The 18,392-nt window shown below is 70.6% G+C and carries 16 protein-coding genes; 13 read left to right on the top strand and 3 right to left on the bottom strand.

The features are described from left to right. Positions 1-34 precede the first annotated feature (34 nt). The 10 genes from C4T78_RS32010 (at position 35) to C4T78_RS31965 (ending at position 11,117) form a co-directional block, all read left to right on the top strand. A complete protein-coding gene (locus tag C4T78_RS32010) occupies positions 35-1,543 on the top strand; it encodes an aldehyde dehydrogenase family protein (protein WP_093358055.1) in 1,509 nt (502 codons plus the stop codon). Position 1,544: 1 nt separating this feature from the next. Further along, on the top strand, positions 1,545-2,291 hold the full coding sequence (locus C4T78_RS32005) for a glucose 1-dehydrogenase (RefSeq protein WP_093358056.1): 747 nt from the start codon (positions 1,545-1,547) through the stop codon (positions 2,289-2,291). Positions 2,292-2,459: 168 nt separating this feature from the next. Further along, a complete protein-coding gene (locus tag C4T78_RS32000) occupies positions 2,460-3,239 on the top strand; it encodes an MlaE family ABC transporter permease (RefSeq protein WP_093358057.1) in 780 nt (259 codons plus the stop codon). Positions 3,240-3,243: 4 nt separating this feature from the next. Then, complete coding sequence (locus C4T78_RS31995) at positions 3,244-4,098, top strand: MlaE family ABC transporter permease (protein WP_093358058.1); 855 nt, start codon at positions 3,244-3,246, stop codon at positions 4,096-4,098. Next, the gene (locus C4T78_RS31990) at positions 4,095-5,417 is read left to right on the top strand and encodes an MCE family protein (RefSeq protein ID WP_093358059.1); all 1,323 of its coding nucleotides are present in this window, start codon (positions 4,095-4,097) and stop codon (positions 5,415-5,417) included. Before C4T78_RS31995 ends, C4T78_RS31990 begins: the two co-directional genes overlap by 4 nt. Then, positions 5,414-6,448 carry an MCE family protein gene (locus C4T78_RS31985; RefSeq protein WP_093358060.1) on the top strand — a complete coding sequence of 345 codons (1,035 nt, stop codon included), beginning with the start codon at positions 5,414-5,416 and terminating at the stop codon, positions 6,446-6,448. The genes C4T78_RS31990 and C4T78_RS31985 overlap by 4 nt, the downstream gene beginning before the upstream one ends. Then, complete coding sequence (locus C4T78_RS31980; protein ID WP_093358061.1) at positions 6,445-7,461, top strand: MCE family protein; 1,017 nt, start codon at positions 6,445-6,447, stop codon at positions 7,459-7,461. Before C4T78_RS31985 ends, C4T78_RS31980 begins: the two co-directional genes overlap by 4 nt. Next, a complete protein-coding gene (locus C4T78_RS31975) occupies positions 7,461-8,660 on the top strand; it encodes an MCE family protein (protein WP_093358062.1) in 1,200 nt (399 codons plus the stop codon). Before C4T78_RS31980 ends, C4T78_RS31975 begins: the two co-directional genes overlap by 1 nt. A gap of 163 nt (positions 8,661-8,823) precedes the next feature. Next, the gene (locus C4T78_RS31970; RefSeq protein WP_093358063.1) at positions 8,824-9,972 is read left to right on the top strand and encodes an MCE family protein; all 1,149 of its coding nucleotides are present in this window, start codon (positions 8,824-8,826) and stop codon (positions 9,970-9,972) included. Continuing rightward, a complete protein-coding gene (locus tag C4T78_RS31965) occupies positions 9,972-11,117 on the top strand; it encodes an MCE family protein (protein WP_093358064.1) in 1,146 nt (381 codons plus the stop codon). The genes C4T78_RS31970 and C4T78_RS31965 overlap by 1 nt, the downstream gene beginning before the upstream one ends. On the opposite strand, the gene C4T78_RS31960 is transcribed toward C4T78_RS31965, so the two are convergent. Next, positions 11,107-14,886, bottom strand: coding sequence for an nSTAND1 domain-containing NTPase (locus C4T78_RS31960; protein ID WP_093358065.1), 3,780 nt, complete (start codon positions 14,884-14,886; stop codon positions 11,107-11,109). The genes C4T78_RS31965 and C4T78_RS31960 overlap by 11 nt on opposite strands. Next, positions 14,883-15,299 carry a hypothetical protein gene (locus tag C4T78_RS31955; protein ID WP_093358066.1) on the bottom strand — a complete coding sequence of 139 codons (417 nt, stop codon included), beginning with the start codon at positions 15,297-15,299 and terminating at the stop codon, positions 14,883-14,885. The genes C4T78_RS31960 and C4T78_RS31955 overlap by 4 nt, the downstream gene beginning before the upstream one ends. Before the next feature lie 291 nt (positions 15,300-15,590). Here C4T78_RS31955 and C4T78_RS31950 point away from each other — a divergent pair, with 291 nt between their 5' ends. Further along, on the top strand, positions 15,591-16,136 hold the full coding sequence (locus tag C4T78_RS31950; RefSeq protein ID WP_143186053.1) for a DUF3060 domain-containing protein: 546 nt from the start codon (positions 15,591-15,593) through the stop codon (positions 16,134-16,136). Between the two features lie 84 nt (positions 16,137-16,220). Here C4T78_RS31950 and C4T78_RS31945 read toward each other — a convergent pair whose 3' ends face one another. Then, a complete protein-coding gene (locus tag C4T78_RS31945) occupies positions 16,221-17,051 on the bottom strand; it encodes a class I SAM-dependent methyltransferase (protein ID WP_093358068.1) in 831 nt (276 codons plus the stop codon). Between the two features lie 87 nt (positions 17,052-17,138). Here C4T78_RS31945 and C4T78_RS31940 point away from each other — a divergent pair, with 87 nt between their 5' ends. Both C4T78_RS31940 and C4T78_RS31935 read left to right on the top strand, forming a co-directional pair. Beyond that, complete coding sequence (locus C4T78_RS31940) at positions 17,139-17,708, top strand: helix-turn-helix domain-containing protein (RefSeq protein WP_093358069.1); 570 nt, start codon at positions 17,139-17,141, stop codon at positions 17,706-17,708. A 142-nt stretch (positions 17,709-17,850) separates the two neighbouring features. Then, the coding region (locus C4T78_RS31935; protein WP_177247807.1) for an Hsp70 family protein at positions 17,851-18,392 on the top strand (542 nt) is incomplete at its 3' end.

Genomic DNA, 18,392 nt, shown 5'->3' with positions numbered 1-18,392 from the left:
CCAGCTGAAACCGCCGCGCAGGGAGGACTTCCGAATGGCGCTGACCGTGCAGCAGCACCGCGACGCTGCTGGGCTCAAGGACGGATTGCTGCTGGTCGACGGCCAGTGGCGGCAGGCCCGCGCGGGCCGCACCTGGACCCACCACCACCCGGCGACCGGTGAGGTCATCGGCGACATCGCCGTCGCCGGTGCCGAAGACGTCGATGAAGCGGTGCGGGCCGCGCGTCGCGCGTTCGACGAGGGCCCGTGGCCGACGACGCGGGTGGGCGAGCGTTCCCGGCTGCTGCGCCGGTGCTCCGACCTGCTCCGGGAGAACGCCGACGACCTGCGGGCGCGGCAGGCGCTGGACAACAGCGTGCCGCTGTCGTTCGCCACCGTCTACGCCGGTTCGGTCGACGTGGCCGCCGACGTCTTCGACCACCACGCCGGGTGGATCGACAAGGCCGGTGGCGAGACGTTCCCGCCGTACCAGGGCGGTGACCACCTCGCGATGACGCTGCGCGAACCGGTCGGCGTGGTGGCCGCCGTGCTGCCGTGGAACGCGCCGTTCCTGCTGTTCGCGCAGAAGGTCGCGCCCGCGCTGGCGGCCGGTTGCACCGTCGTCCTCAAACCCTCCGAGTACGCCACGTTCAGCGTGCTGCGGATGGTGGAACTGCTGCAGGAGGCCGGAATCCCGGACGGCGTGCTCAACGTCGTCACCGGCCCCGGCGATCCGACCGGCGAAGCGCTGATCACCCACCCGCAGGTGGACAAGGTCAGCTTCACCGGCAGCCGCGAGGTCGGCCGCCGCGTCGTCGAGGCCGCCGCGGGCACCATGAAGCGGGTGTCGCTGGAGCTCGGCGGCAAGAGCCCGGCGATCGTGTTCCCGGACGGTGACGTCGGTCTGGCCGGCATGACCGCGATGGGCATGGTCACCCTCGGCCTGTCCGGGCAGGCCTGCGTGGCGACGACCCGGGCGCTGGTGCACCGCGACGCCTACGACGAGTTCATCGGCGCCGCCGAGCTGATCGCCGGTTCGGTGACCTACGGCGACCCGTTCGACCCGGGCGTGCTGTCCAGCCCGCTGATCAACCAGCGGCAGCTGGAGCGGGTGCTCGGCTTCATCGAGCAGGGCCGGCAGGAGGGCGCGCGGCTGGTCACCGGTGGCGGGCGCGGCGACGGCGAGCTCAGCGCCGGGAACTTCGTGCAGCCGACCATCTTCGCCGACGCGGCCAACTCGATGGCCGTCGCGCAGCAGGAGATCTTCGGGCCGGTGCTGACCGTGGTGCCCTTCGACGACGAGGACGAGGCGGTGCGGCTGGCCAACGACACCGAGTACGGCCTCGGCGCCGGGGTGTACACCAAGGACGTGCAGCGGGCGTTCCGGGTGGCCAAGCGGATCCGCGCGGGCACGGTCGGGATCAACGGCTTCCAGGTCGAGCCGCACCTGCCCTTCGGCGGGTACAAGCAGTCCGGGCTCGGCCGGGAGGGCGGCCGGTCGGCCTACGAGTCCTTCACCGAGCTCAAGACAGTGCTGCTGCCGCTGACGGATGAGTTGATGTGACATGCGGTTGACGGGAAAGGTCGCGATCATCACCGGCGCGGCACGCGGGCAGGGCGCGGCCGCCGCGCGGCGCTTCGTCGAAGAGGGCGCGCGGGTGCTGATCGCCGATGTGGCCGACGAAGCGGGCAAGGCGCTGGCCGACGAGCTCGGCCCGGACGCCGCCTACCAGCACCTGGACGTCAGCTCCGAGGACGACTGGGTCGACGCGGTGCGCGCGGCGGGCGAGCTGGGCCGGATCGACGTGCTGGTCAACAACGCCGGGGTGCTGCACTTCTCCGAGCTGGCCGACACCAGCCTGGCCGACTACGAGCGGGTGATCCGGGTCAACCAGATCGGCACCTTCCTGGGCATGCGGGAGGTGATCCCGGCGATGTCCGACGGCGGCGGCTCCATCATCAACGTGTCCTCCGTGGAGGGACTGGGCGGGATGCCGCTGCTGGTGGCCTACTCGGCGAGCAAGTTCGCCATCCGCGGCATGACGAAGGTGGCGGCGATGGAGCTGGGCAAGCGCGGGATCCGGGTCAACTCGGTGCACCCGGGCGCGATCGACACCCAGATGATCCCCGACGCCGTCGGCGGGCCGGTGCCGATGGAGCACGTCGGCGAGCGGGTCGCGCTCGGCCGGGTCGGGCAACCGTCGGAGATCGCGGACCTGGTGGTGTTCCTGGCCAGCGACGAGAGTTCCTACTGCACCGGCGCGGAGTTCGTCGCCGACGGCGGTGCGACGGCAACGCACTCGCTCGCCTGAGCGGTGCACGGGAGTGACCCCGCCGGGAGCCCGGCCGGGTGATCTCCGGACGCAATTTCAATGGAAATCAGACCTCTGATTTCCATTGAAATTGCGGAGAACAGCGCGCCGGAGCTGGTCCGGGGCGGCGTGCGGGTCCCGGATCAACGCGGATCGGGAGGTGACCAGATGGCGGTGCGCAGCGCTGGCGCGGGCGCGTTCGTCCAGGTCGGGCGGATGGCCACGCTGGCATGGGAGGTGCTGCGGGCCATGCCGCGGCGGCCCTTCCAGGTCCGGGAGTGCATCCAGCAGGCGTGGTTCTTCGCCAGCGTGACGATCCTGCCGACCGCGCTGGTGGCCATCCCGTTCGGCGCGGTCATCGCGATGCAGCTCGGCTCGCTGACCCAGCAGATCGGGGCGCAGTCGTTCACCGGCGCGGCCAGCGCGCTGGCCATCCTCCAGCAGGCCAGCCCGCTGATCACCGCGCTGCTGGTGGCCGGGGCCGGCGGCTCGGCGGTGTGCGCGGACATCGGGGCCCGCACCATCCGCGAGGAGATCGACGCGATGCAGGTGCTCGGCGTCTCGCCGATCCACCGGCTGATCGTGCCCAGGGTGGTCGGCGCGATGCTGGTCGCGCTGCTGCTCAACGGGATGGTCAGCGTCGTCGGCGTGATGGGCGGCTACTTCTTCAACGTGGTCCTGCAGGGCGGCACCCCGGGCGCCTACCTGGCCAGCTTCAACGCACTCGCGCAGCTGCCGGACCTGTGGATCAGCGAGTTCAAGGCGCTGCTGTACGGGTTCGTGGCCGGGGTCGTCGCCGCCTACCGGGGGCTCAATCCGGCGGGCGGTCCCAAGGGCGTGGGCGACGCGGTCAACCAGGCGGTGGTGATCACCTTCCTGCTGCTGTTCCTGATCAACCTGGTGCTCACCGGGATCTACCTGCAACTCGTGCCACCGAAGGGGTTGTGAGCCGATGGCCGTCGTCGATCCGGTCGCCGCCTCCCCGGCGCGCCACCGGTTCCTGCGCGGGCCCGGGGACGCACTCGCGGGCCTGGGCTGGCAGCTCTCGTTCTACCTGCGCGCCCTCGCGCTGGCCCCGGTCACGCTGCGCCGCTACTCGCGGGAGACCGCGCGGCTGCTGACCGAGGTGGTGTTCGGCAGCGGGGCGCTGGCCGTCATCGGCGGCACGCTCGGCGTGATGATCGGCATGACCGTGGCCACCGGCGCGGTGGTCGGTCTGCAGGGCTACTCCTCGCTGGACCAGCTGGGCACCTCGGCCCTGACCGGCTTCATCGCCGCCTACTTCGACACCCGCGAGGTGGCGCCGCTGGCCGCGGGCCTGGCGCTGTCGGCGACCGTGGGCTGCGGGTTCACCGCGCAGCTGGGCGCGATGCGGATCTCCGACGAGATCGACGCGCTGGAGGTGATGGGCGTGCGGACCGTGCCGTACCTGGTGACCAGCCGGGTGATCGCCGGGGTGACCGCGGTGATCCCGCTGTACGTGGTGGGGCTGCTGGGCTCCTACTTCGCCTCCCGGCAGATCACCGTGTGGTTCTACGGCCAGTCCGCGGGCACCTACGACCACTACTTCCACCTGTTCCTGCCGCCCGAGGACGTGCTGTGGTCCTTCGGGAAGGTGATCGTGTTCAGCATCGCGGTGATCCTGACGCACTGCTACTACGGCTACACCGCGCGCGGCGGGCCAGCCGGGGTCGGGATGGCCGTGGGCCGCGCGGTGCGCACCTCGATCGTGCTGATCTCGGTGCTGGACTTCTTCCTCAGCCTGGCCATCTGGGGCTCCACCACGACGGTTCGGATCTCCGGATGAGGGGCGACGAGAAGAGGCGCCGCTACCAGGCGCTCGGAGTGGCGTTCCTGATCGCGGCCGGGATGTTCTTCGCGGGCACCATCGCGGTCTACCGCAAGGCGTTCACGCCGGTGGTGGCGGTGAGCCTGGAGACCGACCGGATCGGCAACCAGATGCGCGTCGGCGCCGACGTCAAGGCGCGCGGTGTGGTGGTCGGCGAGGTCCGCGACGTGCGCGCGGTCGGCGACCACGCCGTGCTGGAGCTGGCGCTGAAACCCGACCAGGCCGAGCTGATCCCGGCGGGCTCCTCGGCGCGGCTGCTGCCCAAGACGCTGTTCGGCGAGCGCTACGTCGCGCTGCAGATCCCGGCAGGCGGCGGTTCGCAGGCGCTGGCCGACGGCGATGTGATCCCGCAGGACCGCAGCAGCTCGGCCATCGAGGTCGAGAAGGTGCTCGACGAGCTGATGCCGGTGCTGCAGGCGGTGCAGCCGGAGAAGCTGTCCACGACGCTGACCGCGGTGTCGCAGGCGCTGGACGGTCGCGGCGAGCAGCTGGGCGACACGCTGGTGCAGCTGGACAGCTACCTGGAGCAGCTCAACCCGTCGCTGCCGAAGCTGGAGTCGGTCATCGCCCGCATCGACGACGTGGCCGACACCTACCACGAGGCGGTGCCGGATCTGGCGCAGGCGCTGGGCGACCTGACCACCACCAGCCGGACGCTGGCCGAGCAGCGCACCCAGCTGCAGCACATGATCGGCAGCGTCACCACCAGCGCCGAGAGCCTCGACCGGTTCCTGGCGCTGAACAAGGACAACCTGATCAACCTGACCAGCAGCTCGCGGTCCACGTTGGAGCTGCTGGCCGAGTACTCGCCGCAGTACCCGTGCATGCTCAAGCAGTTCGCCGACTCCATCCCGACGGCCGAGGCGTCCTTCGGCAAGGGCACCGAGAACCCGGAGATCGCCAAGTTCACCATCGAGATCACCGGCAGCCGCGGCAAGTACCTGCCCGGGGTCGACGACCCGAAGTACCTGGACCAGCGGGGGCCGCGCTGCTACCCGTGGGTCGAACCGCCGGACACCTTCCCGCAGTACCCGCCGGGCGGGCCGGTGGAGGACGGCTCGACGTTCCCGGAACCGCCGCGCGACCGCGATGAGGTGTTCCCGTGGGCGGCCCCGGCGTCGACCGCACCGCAGTCGGTGGCCAACGCACCGGCCGAGCGCGAGCTGCTCTCGACGCTGCTCGCCCCGCAGCTCGGCGTCGCCCGCGAGGACGTGCCGGGGTGGAGCGGGCTGCTGGTCGGGCCGGTCTACCGCGGGGCCGAGGTGGAGGTGAGATGAGGTCGATCACTGCGCCGCTGCTCAAGCTGTCGCTGTTCGCGCTGGTCACGGTGGTGCTGACCGGCGTGCTGGCGATGACCATCGGGGCGTCGACGTCCAGCACGTCCAGCGACTACACCGCGCGGTTCGCCGACGCCTCCGGGCTCAACCTCGGTGACGACGTGCGGATGGCCGGCGTCAAGGTCGGGCGGATCACCGGGCTGGAGGTCGTCGACGGCAAGCACGCGCTGGTGAGCTTCGACGTCGACGCGCACCGCCGGCTGCCGGTGGACGCCTCGGCGACGGTGAAGTACCGCAACCTCGCCGGGCAGCGCTACCTCGCGCTGGACGCGCCCATCGGGGAGGGCGACGAGGTGCTGCCGCCGGGCGGCGAGATCCCGCTGGAGCGCACCCACCCGGCGCTGAACCTCACCGCGCTGTTCAACGGCTTCAAGCCGCTGTTCCAAGCGCTCTCGCCGGAGGACGTCAACCAGCTCTCCGGCGAACTCGTCCAGGTGCTGCAGGGCGAAGCGGGCACCGTGGACAGCCTGCTCGCGCACACCGCGTCGCTGACCACCACGCTCGCCCGCAAGGACGAGGTGATCGGCCAGGTGATCGACAACCTCAACACCGCGGTCGGCGCGGTCAACGCGCGCGGCCCGCAGCTGGGCGAGCTGATCACCTCGCTGCAGCAGCTCACCAGCGGGCTCGCCGAGCAGCGCAAGCCGGTCGGCGAGGCGGTCGCGGCGCTCGACGAGCTGGCCGGCACCACCGGCGATCTGCTCGCCGAGGGCCGGGAACCGCTGCAGCGCAACATCGCCGAGCTCCAGCGGTTCACCACCGTGCTCAACGCCGAGATGCCCAAGCTGGAGCACGACCTGCAGACCGTGCCCGAGCGGCTGAACGCGCTGACGCGGACGGTGAGCTACGGGAGCTGGTTCAACTTCTACCTGTGCCGGATGTCGGGCACCGTCGGGATCTCCGACCTCAACATCAAGATCCCGATCCTGCCCGCGCCGCCGTCGGAGATGCCGGAGAGGTGCCAGTCGTGAAACCGTTGCGGGAGCGGAACCAGGCGGTCGTCGGGGTGGTGACGATCGTGCTGCTGGTGCTCGTCACGAGCGGCGCGTTCTTCGCCAAGGACCTGCCGGTGCTCGGCGGCAGCACCTACCAGGCCTACTTCACCGAATCGGCCGGGCTGGCCGCCGGGAACGACGTGCGCATCGCGGGCATCCGCAGCGGCGAGGTCACCGACGTGTCGCTGGAGGGCAACCGGGTGCTGGTGTCCTTCCGCGTCGACGAAGCCGAGGTGGGCGATCGCAGCCGAGCCGGGATCGAGATCAAGACGCTGCTCGGCGAGAAGTTCCTGGCGCTGCAACCGGAGGGCGAGCAGGAGCTGTCCGAGCCGATCCCGGTGGAGCGCACCGCCGCGCCGTTCGACATCCCCGACGCGCTCGACCAGCTCACCCGCACCGCCGAGGAGGTCGACGGCGAGCAGCTCGCGCAGAGCTTCCGGGTGCTGGCCGACACCTTCCGCGGTGCGCCGGAGCACTTCGGGGAGGCCGTCGACGGGCTCTCCGCGCTGTCGCAGACGATCTCCTCGCGCGACCAGCAGCTCAGCGAACTGCTGCGCAACACCAGCGGAGTCAGCCGGATCGTCGCCGACCGCGACGAGCAGGTGCAGCGGCTGATCGCCGACGGCAACCTCCTGCTGACCGAGCTGCAGCAGCGCCGCAGCGCGATCTCCTCGCTGCTGAGCGGCACGCAGAAGCTCTCCGACGAGCTGCGCGGCCTGGTCGCCGACAACCAGGCACAGCTGGGGCCGACGCTGGACCAGCTGAATCAGCTGACCGAGATGCTGCAGCGCAACCAGGACAACCTGGGCCGCACCATCGAGGCGATGGCGCCTTACGTGCGCGGTTTCAACAACACCGTCGGAAACGGGCGCTGGTTCGACGGCTACATCTGCGGGCTGTTCCCGCCCCCGATCAACGCCGGGCCGCTGCAGACGAACACGACCTCCTGCGAGCTCCCGGTGCCGAGCCGACCAGTCGGAGGTGACTGATGTCCAGACCGGACGAGGAAGAACCGCGCCGGAAGTCGCCGCTGATCAAGCTGCTCGGCACCGGCAGCGCGCTGGTGCTGCTGGTCAGCGCCGGCCTGTGGTGGGCGTTCAGCGAACCGGGCAAGCAGCTGACCGCCTACTTCGACAAGGCCGTCGGCGTCTACGCCGGGTCGAGCGTGCGCGTGCTCGGCGTCGAGGTGGGGCGCATCGACGCGGTGGTGCCGCAGGGCGAGGTGGTCCGCGTCGACCTGCACGTCGACCGGGAGGTGCAGATCCCCGCCGACGTCAAGGCCGTGGTGGTGGCGCCGAGCCTGGTCAGCGACCGGTACGTGCAGCTCACCCCGGCCTACTCCGGTGGCCCGGAGCTCGCCACCGGAGCGGTGCTGGACAAGGACCGCACGGCCACCCCGGCCGAGCTCGACGAGCTCTACAACAGCGCCAAGTCGCTGGCGGAGGCGCTCGGGCCGGACGGCGCCAACCGCACCGGCGCGCTGACCGACGTGCTCAACACCACGGCCGCGGCGCTGGACGGCAAGGGCGAGAACCTCAACGCGACCATCAAGCGGCTCGGCGACCTGGCCGGAACCCTGCAGGACAACCAGGGCGACCTGTTCGCCACGGTGGACAACCTCAACGAGTTCACCGCCGCGCTGGCCGCCAGCGACGGGCAGATCCGGGAGTTCAACGGCAGGCTCGCCGACGTCGCCGGGTTCCTGGCGAGCGAGCAGGACCAGATGGGCGCCTCGCTGAGCTCGCTGGCGGCGGCGCTGGGCGATGTCTCGGCGTTCATCCGGGACAACCGCGAGCAGTTCTCGTCCAACGTGGAGAACCTGACCGGCGTGACGCAGGCCTTGGTGGACCAGCGCGAGGCGCTGGGCGAGGTGCTCGACGTGGCGCCGCTGGGCGCGACGAACTTCATCAACGCCTACGACGCGGCCTCCGGCACCGTGACCGTGCGCGGGCACCTCAACGAGCTCACCCACCCGCCGGTGCTGATGGTGTGCAAGCTGATCCAGCACAGCCTGCCGGAACCGGTGCCCGAGGACCTGAAGAAGACCTGCGACGAGCTGGCCCCGGTGCTCGACGGCAAGCTCGGCCTGCCGTCGATCGGCGAGGCCATGCACTACCTCCAGCAAGGTGAACTCCCGCCCTTGCCGCTGCCGCTCGTCGACGCCTCGCGCGAAGGGGGCTCCCAATGAGGATTTTCCAGGCTCGTTCAGCGTGGCGGTGCGGGTGGCGCAACCTCAGCGGCGGTGCGAGCTGCGAGGGCGGGCTATGCGCCTGCGACGCATGCGATGTTCTCCCGAGACGCGGCCAGTCGGTCGTCGCGGCCGCGGCCGACCAATGCGAAAAGGGCTCCCGATGAAGCGGTGTGCGTTGGTGGTGATCCTGCTGCTGGTGTCCGGCTGCTCGGCGGGCGGGTTCACCGGGCTCTACAACGCGCCGCTGCCCGGCGGCGCCGAGCTGGGCGACCGGCCCTACCGGGTCAGCGCGCAGTTCGCCGACGTGCTCGACCTCGTGCCGCAGTCCAGCGTGAAGGTCAACGACGTGCCGGTCGGCCGGGTCGAGCGCATCGAGCTCGGCCCGGACAACACCACGGCGCTGGTGTCGATGTCGGTCAACGGTGACGTCCGGCTGCCCGCCAACGCCGACGCCCGGCTGCGGCAGTCCAGCCTGCTGGGGGAGAAGTTCATCGAGCTGGCCGCCCCCGCGCAGCCCGCGTCCGACGAGCTCGCCGACGGCGCGGTGATCCCGATCGAGCGCACCAACCGCAACCCGCAGATCGAGGAGGTGCTCGGCGCGCTGTCGATGCTGCTCAACGGCGGCGGAGTGGCGCAGCTGCAGGACATCGTGCGGGAGATGAACAAGGTCTTCACCGGCAACGAGGCGGAAATCCGCTCGCTGCTGGCGAACCTGGACGAGACGGTGTCCAGGTTGGACGGTCAGCGGGAGGACATCACCCGCGCCATCGACGGACTCGGCCGGTTGTCCACGACGTTGCGCGAGCAGACCGGCACCGTCTCGGCCGCGCTCGACGACATCGGGCCGGGGCTGCAGGTGCTCAACGAGCAGCGCGGTCAGCTGGTGTCGATGCTGGAGTCGCTGGACCGGCTCTCCGGTGTCGCGGTCGACACCGTCAACCGCAGCAGGGACGACATGCTCGCCGACCTGCACGCGCTCGCGCCCACGCTGCAGAAGCTCGCCGACACCGGTGACGCGCTGCCGGACGCGATCGGCTTCCTGGCCACCTACCCGTTCCCGGAGTACGCGATGAAGCCGCTCAAGGGCGACTTCGTCAACGCCGACGTGCGCTTCGACCTGGACCTGAGCAGCATCGTGGAGAACCTCTCGCGCTCCTCCGGCCCGCTGATCCCGATCCCCGGCCTCAGCGACGCCGGCCAGTCGGGCCTGCGGCCGCCACCACCGGCCCCGCCGCTGCCACCGCTCCCGCTGCCGGTGCCCGGCTCCGCGCCGACGCCCTCCGTCCCGCCGCTGCTGGGAGGCCAGTGATGTTCAGCCGCAAGACCAAGGTGCACCTGGCGCTGTTCCTGGTCCTGGCCGTGGTCGGGATCGGCTACACCGGCGGCCGCTACGCCGGGCTGGACCGGCTCTTCGGCGGCAGCGGGTACTCGGTCACCGTGCAGCTGGCCGACTCCGGCGGGCTGTTCACCAACTCCGAGGTCACTTACCGGGGCGTGGCGGTCGGCCGGGTGACCGCGATGCGGCTCACCGAGACCGGCCTCGAAGCCGAACTGCACATCGAGGACTCCGCCCCGCAGATCCCCGCCGACACCCGCGCGGTGGTGGCCAACCGGTCCGCGGTCGGCGAGCAGTACCTGGACCTGCGTCCGGAGCACGACGGCGGGCCGTACCTGGCGAGCGGTGCCGTGGTCGCCCAGGACCGCACCGCCGTGCCGCTGCCGCCGGAATCGCTGCTGGTCGACCTCGACCGGCTGGTGGGCAGCGTTCCGGTCGACGACCTGCGCACGGTCGTCGACGAGGTCGGCACCGCGTTCGAGGGCTCCGGCGCGCACCTGCAGCGGCTGCTGGACGCGACGAGCTCGGTGACCGCCGCGGCCGAGCAGCACCTCCCGCAGACCACGTCGTTGCTGGCCAACAGCGACGTCGTGCTGCGCACCCAGCAGCAGCAGGCCGAGGAGATCGTGTCGTTCAGCGAGGGCCTGCGCGAGATCTCCGGGCAGCTCAAGGAATCCGACCCGGACCTGCGCGGGATCATCCGCGACGCGCCCGCGGCGGGCCAGGAGGTGCAGGCGCTGCTCGACAGCGCGGGCACCGACTTCGGCGTGGTCGCGGCGAACATGCTGACCACGATGAAGATCACCGAGGTGCGCACCGAGGGCATGGAGCAGCTGCTGGTGGCCCTGCCGGTGATCTCGGCGTTCTCCCACACGCTGTCCCCGGACGGCACCGGGCACCTCGGCCTGGTCCTGAACTTCTTCAACCCGATCGCCTGCACCCGCGGCTACGAGGGCACGCCACGCCGCCCGGGCAGCGAAACGGCACCCGGCCCGATCAACGAGGACCTGCGCTGCGCCGAACCGCCGGGCAGCGTGATCAGCGTCCGGGGTTCCCAGAACGCCCCGCGCCAGCCGATCCCGGACCCGGTACCGGCTCCGCCGCCGTTCAACCGGTGAGGTGCTGGCAGGGCGGGTCGAACGCGAGCTCGTCGGAGACGTACTCGCGCCACTCATCCTCGGTGAGGACGTTGTCGTTGGTGGTGGCGCAGATGCGTTTCGCCGCGGAGCCCGGGTCCAGGTTCCACAGCTGGATCGACTGGTCGTGGCTGGCGGTCGCGAGCGTGGTGTTGGAGCTGAAGGCCAGGCCCCACACCGCATCGGTGTGGCCGGTGACGGGTTGGCCGATCGGCCCTGGGCGAGCCGGGTCGGAGACGTCCCAGAACCGCACTGAGCCGTCGTCGTCAGAGCTCGCCAAGGTGCGGCCGTCCGGGCTGAACACCGCTGCCGTCACGAAGTTCGTGTGGCCGGTCAGGGGCTCTCCCAGCTGTGTCGGCTTCGCGGGATCGGAAACATCCCACAGGCGAACCGTCAGGTCGTAACCGGCGGTGGCCAGGAGAGCATCGGTGGGACCGAAGGCCACCGACCGCACGGTGCCGTTGTGGCCGGTCATCAGCGGCATGGCGACCGGCCGTTCCGGGGCGGTGATGTCGAAGAGCCGGGTCGCGTTGGTGCCTCCAACGGCCAGGATGCGGTTGTCCGAGCTGAACGCGACCGAACTCGCTCCTTCGGTGCCGATGGAGAAGGTGCTGCCCAGCTGCTCCGGTCGAGCGGGGTCGGAGACGTTCCAGAGCTGGATCGTCCCGTTCTCCCTCGCGGCGGCCAGGAACTCACCGCTCGGGCTGAACTCGACCGACCACAGTGGAGTGGGATCGCCGGTCAAGGTCTGACGGGCCACCGGTTGCGCCGGCTCGGAAACGTCCCACAACCGCAGGGTGCCACCGCTGCCCGCGCTGGCCAGCGTGCGCCCGTCGGGGCTGAACGCCACCGAGAACACGGCGTCCGCGTGGCCGGTGAGGGGTTCACCCAGCGGGACCGGGCGGGTGGGGCTGGAAGCGTCCCACAACCGAACGGTCCGGTCGTCGCCGCCGCTGGCCAGCGTGCGTCCGTCCGGGCTGAACGCCACGGCGTTGACGACGTGGGTGTGGCCGGTCACGATCGTGCGCGGCAGGTTCCACACCCGAATCGTGCTGTCATTGCTGCTGCTCGTCAAAGTCTCCCCGTCGGGACTGAACGCCACCGAGAGCACGTAGTCGCTGTGTCCGGCCAGCGGTCGGCCCAAGGCCACTGGATAGGCGGGATCTGCGATGTTCCACAACCGGATCGTCCGGTCGACGCTAGCGCTGGCCAGCAAGCGCCCGTCGGGGCTGAACGCCACCGAGAACACCGGACCGGTGTGGCCTGTCATGGCTCGGTCCAGCAGCACGGGCTGCGCGGGATCGGTGACGTTCCACAGCAGGATCTTCTCGTCGTCGCTGGAAGCGGCCAGGAGCCGACCGTCCGGGCTGAACACCGCGGAGTGGACGTTGCCGTTGTGACCGTCGAGATTCGTGCCCAGCGGCGCCGGATCGGCGGGGTCGGCGACGTTCCACAGCAACAGCAGCCCGTCTTTTCCGGAACTGGCGAGCGTACGGCTGTCGGGACTGAACGAGACGGAGAAGATGTCGCCGGAGTAGCCGCTGAGGAGACGGTTCAACGCCACTGGCCGCGCCGGGTCCGCGACGTTCCACAACCGCACCGTGCCGTTCTCCCCGGCAGTGGCCAGCATGCGTCCGTCCGGGCTGTACGCCACGTCCGCGATCTGGCCGATCTGGTCCTCGAGGGGCTGGCCGAGAAGAACGGGGTGCACCGGGTCTGCGACGTTCCACAACCGGACCGAGCCGTCATTGCTCCCGGAGGCGAGGACGCGGCCGTCTGGACTGAACGCCGTCTGCGTCGACACATCGGTGTGCCCGGTCAGAGGTGCTCCGAGCGGCACGGGGCGCGCGGGATCGGAGAAGTTCCACAGCCGCACGGTCTTGTCCTCGCCGGTGCTGGCCAGGGTGCGCCCGTCCGGGCTGGGCGTTGCCGAGACCACCCGGCCGGTGTGGCCCGTCAGCAGCGACGAGAGCGGGGTGTTCTCGGTGGCGACGAGGTCCGTCCGGACGTCGCGGTCCTCCGGGCGCATGTGGTTGGCAGCCAGGCTCAGCTTGGCCGACAGGGACATGTCGAGGTCCTGCAGGCGGTCGGCCTGCGCGGTGACCTGGTTGAAGATGGCGGTGTCGCGCTGCCCGATGGCGGTCGCCGCCGCGAGCGTCGCCACCAGGGCGAGCACGCCGACCAGCGCGACCGCGGTGTAGCCCGCACCGGTGAGCAAGCGCTTCCGTCGGGCGGATGCGGAGAGGAACGCCGAGGCCAGCGAGTTCGACTCGGCCCGGTTCGCCTTGGCCCACGCGCGGGCGTCGTCCAGCCGCTTTCCCCGGTACAGCAGGGCAGGGCTGCGTCCGCCGCGGTCCCAGGCGGCGGCGTCCTCGTCGAGCGCCTGGCGGATGAGGTTGCCGGACCGGTCGTCGTCGATCCAGCGGCGCAGCCGGGGCCAGGCGCGGAGCAGGACTTCGTGGGTGATCTCGACGGTGTCCTGCTGCTGGGTCAGCAGGCGGGCGCGGGTGAACTTCTCCAGCACGTCCCGCGCGAGCTGCTGATCGGGCAGATCGGCCAGCAGCTCGGGCCGGGACGTCCGCCTGCGGGTGTCCTCGGTGCCGTCGCCGATCTTGACCAGCCGCAGGAGCAGAGTCCGCGCGACCTGCTGCTCGGTGGACAGGAGCGCGTCGTACACGCCGTCGGCGGTGGTCGCCACCGCGTGCTGGATCCCGCCCGTCCTGCGGTATCCGGCGACGGTGAGCTGATCGCCGGCGCGCACCTGCCAGGTGACCCGCAGCGCATGGGCCAGCAGCGGCAGTCGTCCGGCCTCGTACCCGGCCGCGGTGTCGTCGTCGGGATCGGGGATGCCGAGATCGCGCAGCAGGAGGTCGACCAGACCGTCCTCGACTCGCAGCTTCGCCCGCCGCGCCGGGAAGATGATCGCTTGGCGCAGTTCCTTCCGGCTCATCGGCCCGACCACGACCTGACCGTTCTGCAGCGCATCGCGCAGCTGGGGGTGATCGGTGCACTGCGCGTAGAAGTCCGCTCGCAGGGAGTAGACCACCAGCGCGGTCGGTGTTCCGCCGTCCGGGCCCGGTTCGGCGAGGTGCGAGAGCAGCGCGAGGAAGCGCTGCCGTTCCGCCGCGTCGGTGCACAGCGTGAACAGCTCTTCGAGCTGGTCGACGATGACCACCAGGCGTGCCCCCGACTCCACCCCGACGCCCACCCGCTCTTGCAGCGCCTCGCGCAGGTGCTCGCCGAACCGAACGGGATCGGTCAACTGCTGCTGGACCTCGTCCGGGTCGTCACCGATGAGACCGACGAGCTCGGTTGCGAAGGCGCGGACCGGGTCGTCGGTGGGGGTGAACAGCAGTCGCGGCCAACGCGCCGAGTTCTCGCCGGGCAGCGCACCTGTTTCGAGCATGGGGAGCAACCCGGCCTGGAGCAGGGACGACTTCCCCGCTCCGGAGGGAGCGACGACGACCAGCGGGCCGCCGCCGTCCTGCCACCGCTGGTCGAGGCGCTGCACGAGGTCGGCGACCAGCTCGTCCCGGCCGAAGAACCAGTGCCTGTCCGCCGAGCTGAACGCCGCCATGTCGGTCGGGTACGGGCAGACGCCGTCGGTCGCGGCCGGGAACGTGCGATGCGTCCCGCTGCCGTCGCCGTCGTAGAAGTGGAAGTGCTGGTCCCGGAGGGCCTGGAAGATCTTCGCGTAGTCGGAGGCCGTGGCCGAAAGGCGGTGCGCTTCGGCCTTCTCGTCGGGCTTCACCGCTCGTTGAAGTGCATGTCGCGGCCGGCCTGGTACACCTTGCCGTGCTCGGAGGCCCTGCCGTACATCGTGCCCACCTGGGTGTTGCCCTCCAGCGGTGCGGCGCGCAGATCCTCGATCAACCGGATCAGCTCGGTGGCGATCTCGGGATCGTCGTTCAGCAAGCGGCGCAGCCGTGACCGCCATTCCGCGGTGAGCGCCTGCCCGGTCTCCTCATCGCCGGTGCGGATGGCCGCCAGCGCTTCCTCGCGTGCGTCGTCGAACTCCGCTTCCACGGTTTCGGCCCGGTCGGGGTGCACTCGGCGCCACAGCGCTCCGAGGCCGTTCTTCGCCTGCTGCCACGCACTGGTCGTCAGCGATTCCACCAGCGTGTTCGCCGCGGATGACGCCAAAGCCGCGAGTTCGGGATCCATTCGTCCCCCAGTGAAGGGTTATTTGCCGCTCAGCTTTGGTCGGTGACCATAGACCACCGCGTTGGCCGGGCGGAGACGAATCAAAGATGTTCACGCCGGTTTCGAAAGGATTCCGGAATTCGCGGAATATGCCACGAATGGGTGAGCCCTGGTCGGCTCGTGAATGTGAAATGATTTCCGGTTCTTTCGGCCGAATGTTCACCGCACCGCTGGGGCCTGGAGATGGAGATCACGGGCGAGGTGCGCGGCCGGGCGGCCGATGCGGGCCTCAAGGTTGATATTTTGTTGAACATGCAGGTAGATCCTCTGAGAGACGGCTTGTCCGGGGTTCGGCGCGCTGCGGTGGTCCTGGCCGGTGCCGGGCTGACCGCGCTGCTGGTGGCGGGATGCGGCACGGGCGGCCAGGCGGCGTCCGAGCCCGGTGAGGTCTCGGCGTCTTCGGACGCGCAGGCCGCGCCGCTGCCGGTCGTGGACGACGTGGACGAGTCCGTCGGCGCCACCGGCGAGAGCACCGGGCAGGGCGGATCCGGCGACTTCGAGGGTGGCGACTTCCAGAGCGGTGGCGGGGCTCCGCTGATCGTCCGGGCCAACGGCACCTCGCTGACCGAGGACTGCGCGGCCCGCAAGGTCATCGTGCTGGCCAACGACGCCCACCTGACCCTCAACGGCGCCTGCTCGCTGGTCAAGGTCCAGGGCAGCAACTCCACCGTCGACGTGGGCTCCGCGCAGAAGGTCATCGCGATCGGCTCCGGCAGCGCGGTGCACTACGCCTCCGGCCAGCCGCACGTGATCAACAAGGGTGGCACCGTCGCCCAGGGCGGCGCCGCAACCCCCTGACCGGATCCGCAGGCCAAGGCCCGTGAGCGTTTTGGGGTGCCATAGCGCCCCAAAACGCTCACGGGCTCTACCGGCACCGATCGCTCAGGCGGGGTTGTGTCCGAAGTGGACCGTCTTCGCGGTGAGCAGGAAGAGGTCGGGGCGCTGGTCGAGGCCCATCGGCTCGGCCGGGTCCAGCAGGCGGTCCAGCGTCGCGAGGTCCTCGGCGTCGAGGTGGTCCTGGAGGCCGTGGCGATAGCGCTCGACCGTTCCGCGCAGCCACCGCCGGGTGCCGTCGTCCAGCGGGGCCGGGCGGTCGACCAGGAACGTCTTGCTCCAGGTCCCTTCGAGACCTGCCGTGCGCAGCATGTCGGCCCAGGTCTCCACCGTCGCGACCGACCCGGGAAGTTCGGCGCGCATCTGGTTGAACCGCTCGGACATCGCCGCGTCGATGCGGGATTGCAGGCCGGGGCGGCCGAAGCCGAGGTCGTGCGGGAGCCAGCGGGTCGGCAGCCCGCCCTCCACGACCGCCAGCACGCCACCCGGCGTCAGCAGCCGCGCCAGCCGGTTCAGCGCGTCCTGCTGGTCGCCGACGTGGTGCACCGTCTGCGCCGTCCAGATCAGGTCCGCGGTGCCGAGGTCGTCCAGCCCGGCCGGGAACTCGGCGACCCGGGTGCGCAGTTCGACGCCGAGCCGCTTCGCCCGCTGCTCAGCGCGCGCCAGCAGTTCCGGCGTGCCGTCGGCGGCGGTCACCTCGGCCTTCGGGAACGCGGCGGCCAGCTGGCAGGCGGCCACGCCCGGGCCGCTGCCCACGTCCGTGATCCGCTGCGGCTCCAGCTGCGCCAGCTCGGCCAGCGCCAGCTGCACGTAGGGCTGGTACGCCTCACCTTCGAGTTCGAGCACGTCAGCCATCGCGGCCCAGTCGAGGTCGGTCATCTGCACTCCAATCCGGATGTCCTGGGGTCACGATGCGCGCGGCCGCGCCGACTTGACAAATCCTGTTGCCGTTTCTGCAATAAGGGCATGGATGAAGTGCTCGCCGCGGTCGGGCCGCGCCTCAAGAGCATCCGCCAGCAGCGCCACTGCACGCTGGCCGCGCTGTCGGAGAAGACCGGGATCTCGGTCAGCACGCTCTCCCGCCTGGAGTCGGGGCAGCGCAAGCCGAGCCTGGAACTGCTGCTGCCGATCGCGCAGGCCCACCAGGTGCCGCTGGACGAACTGGTCGGCGCGCCGCCGGTCGGCGACCCGCGGGTGCGGATGAAGCCTTTCAAGCAGGGCGACGCCACCACGATCGTGCCGCTCACCCAGCAGCCGGGCGGGCTGCAGGCGTTCAAGATGATCATCGGTCCGGAGCGCAGCGAACCCGATCAGCGCACCCACGAGGGCTACGAGTGGCTCTACGTGCTCAGCGGCAAGCTGCGGCTCGTGCTCGCCCAGCACGACGTGGTGCTCAAGGTGGGCGAAGCGGCCGAGTTCGACACCCGCGTCCCGCACTGGTTCGGCAGCACCGGCGAGGCGCCGGTGGAGGTTCTCAGCCTCTTCGGACCGCAGGGGGAGAAGATGCACGTCCGCGCCAGGCCGCGGTCCGCCTGAGCACTGGCGGCACATGCGCAACGTGCGCACCTCCGGTCGCTCCAGCACCGTTTGCCCAGGTGGACGTGCTCGTGGGGCATTCCCATACTGAGGACATCGACCTCGAAGAGCTCGACGGAAGCGAGTCGGAGAGGGGTGCGTGATGGGGCGTGCGGTCGGCATTGATCTGGGGACGACGAACTCCGTGGTGGCGGTCCTGGAGGGCGGTGAAGCGACGGTGATCGCCAACTCCGAGGGCTCGCGGACCACGCCCTCGGTGGTGGCCTTCGCCAAGAACGGCGATCTGCTCACCGGGCAACCGGCGAAGAACCAGGCCGTCACCAACGTGGACCGCACCATTCGGTCGGTCAAGCGGCATATGGGCACCGACTGGTCGGTGCAGATCGACGACAAGGCCTACACGCCGCAGGAGATCAGCGCCCGCGTGCTGATGAAGCTCAAGCGGGACGCGGAGTCGTACCTGGGCGAGGAGGTCACCGACGCGGTGATCACCGTCCCGGCCTACTTCGACGACTCGCAGCGGCAGACGACGAAGGAAGCCGGTCAGATCGCCGGTCTGAACGTGCTGCGGATCATCAACGAGCCGACCGCGGCTGCGCTGGCCTACGGCCTGGAGAAGGGCGAGAAGGAACAGACCATCCTGGTCTTCGACCTCGGTGGCGGCACCTTCGACGTCTCGCTGCT

Source organism: Saccharopolyspora kobensis, assembly GCF_900108315.1.
In the GTDB taxonomy this organism is placed as follows: domain Bacteria; phylum Actinomycetota; class Actinomycetes; order Mycobacteriales; family Pseudonocardiaceae; genus Saccharopolyspora; species Saccharopolyspora kobensis.
This window is presented reverse-complemented; position numbering and strand designations above follow the sequence as displayed.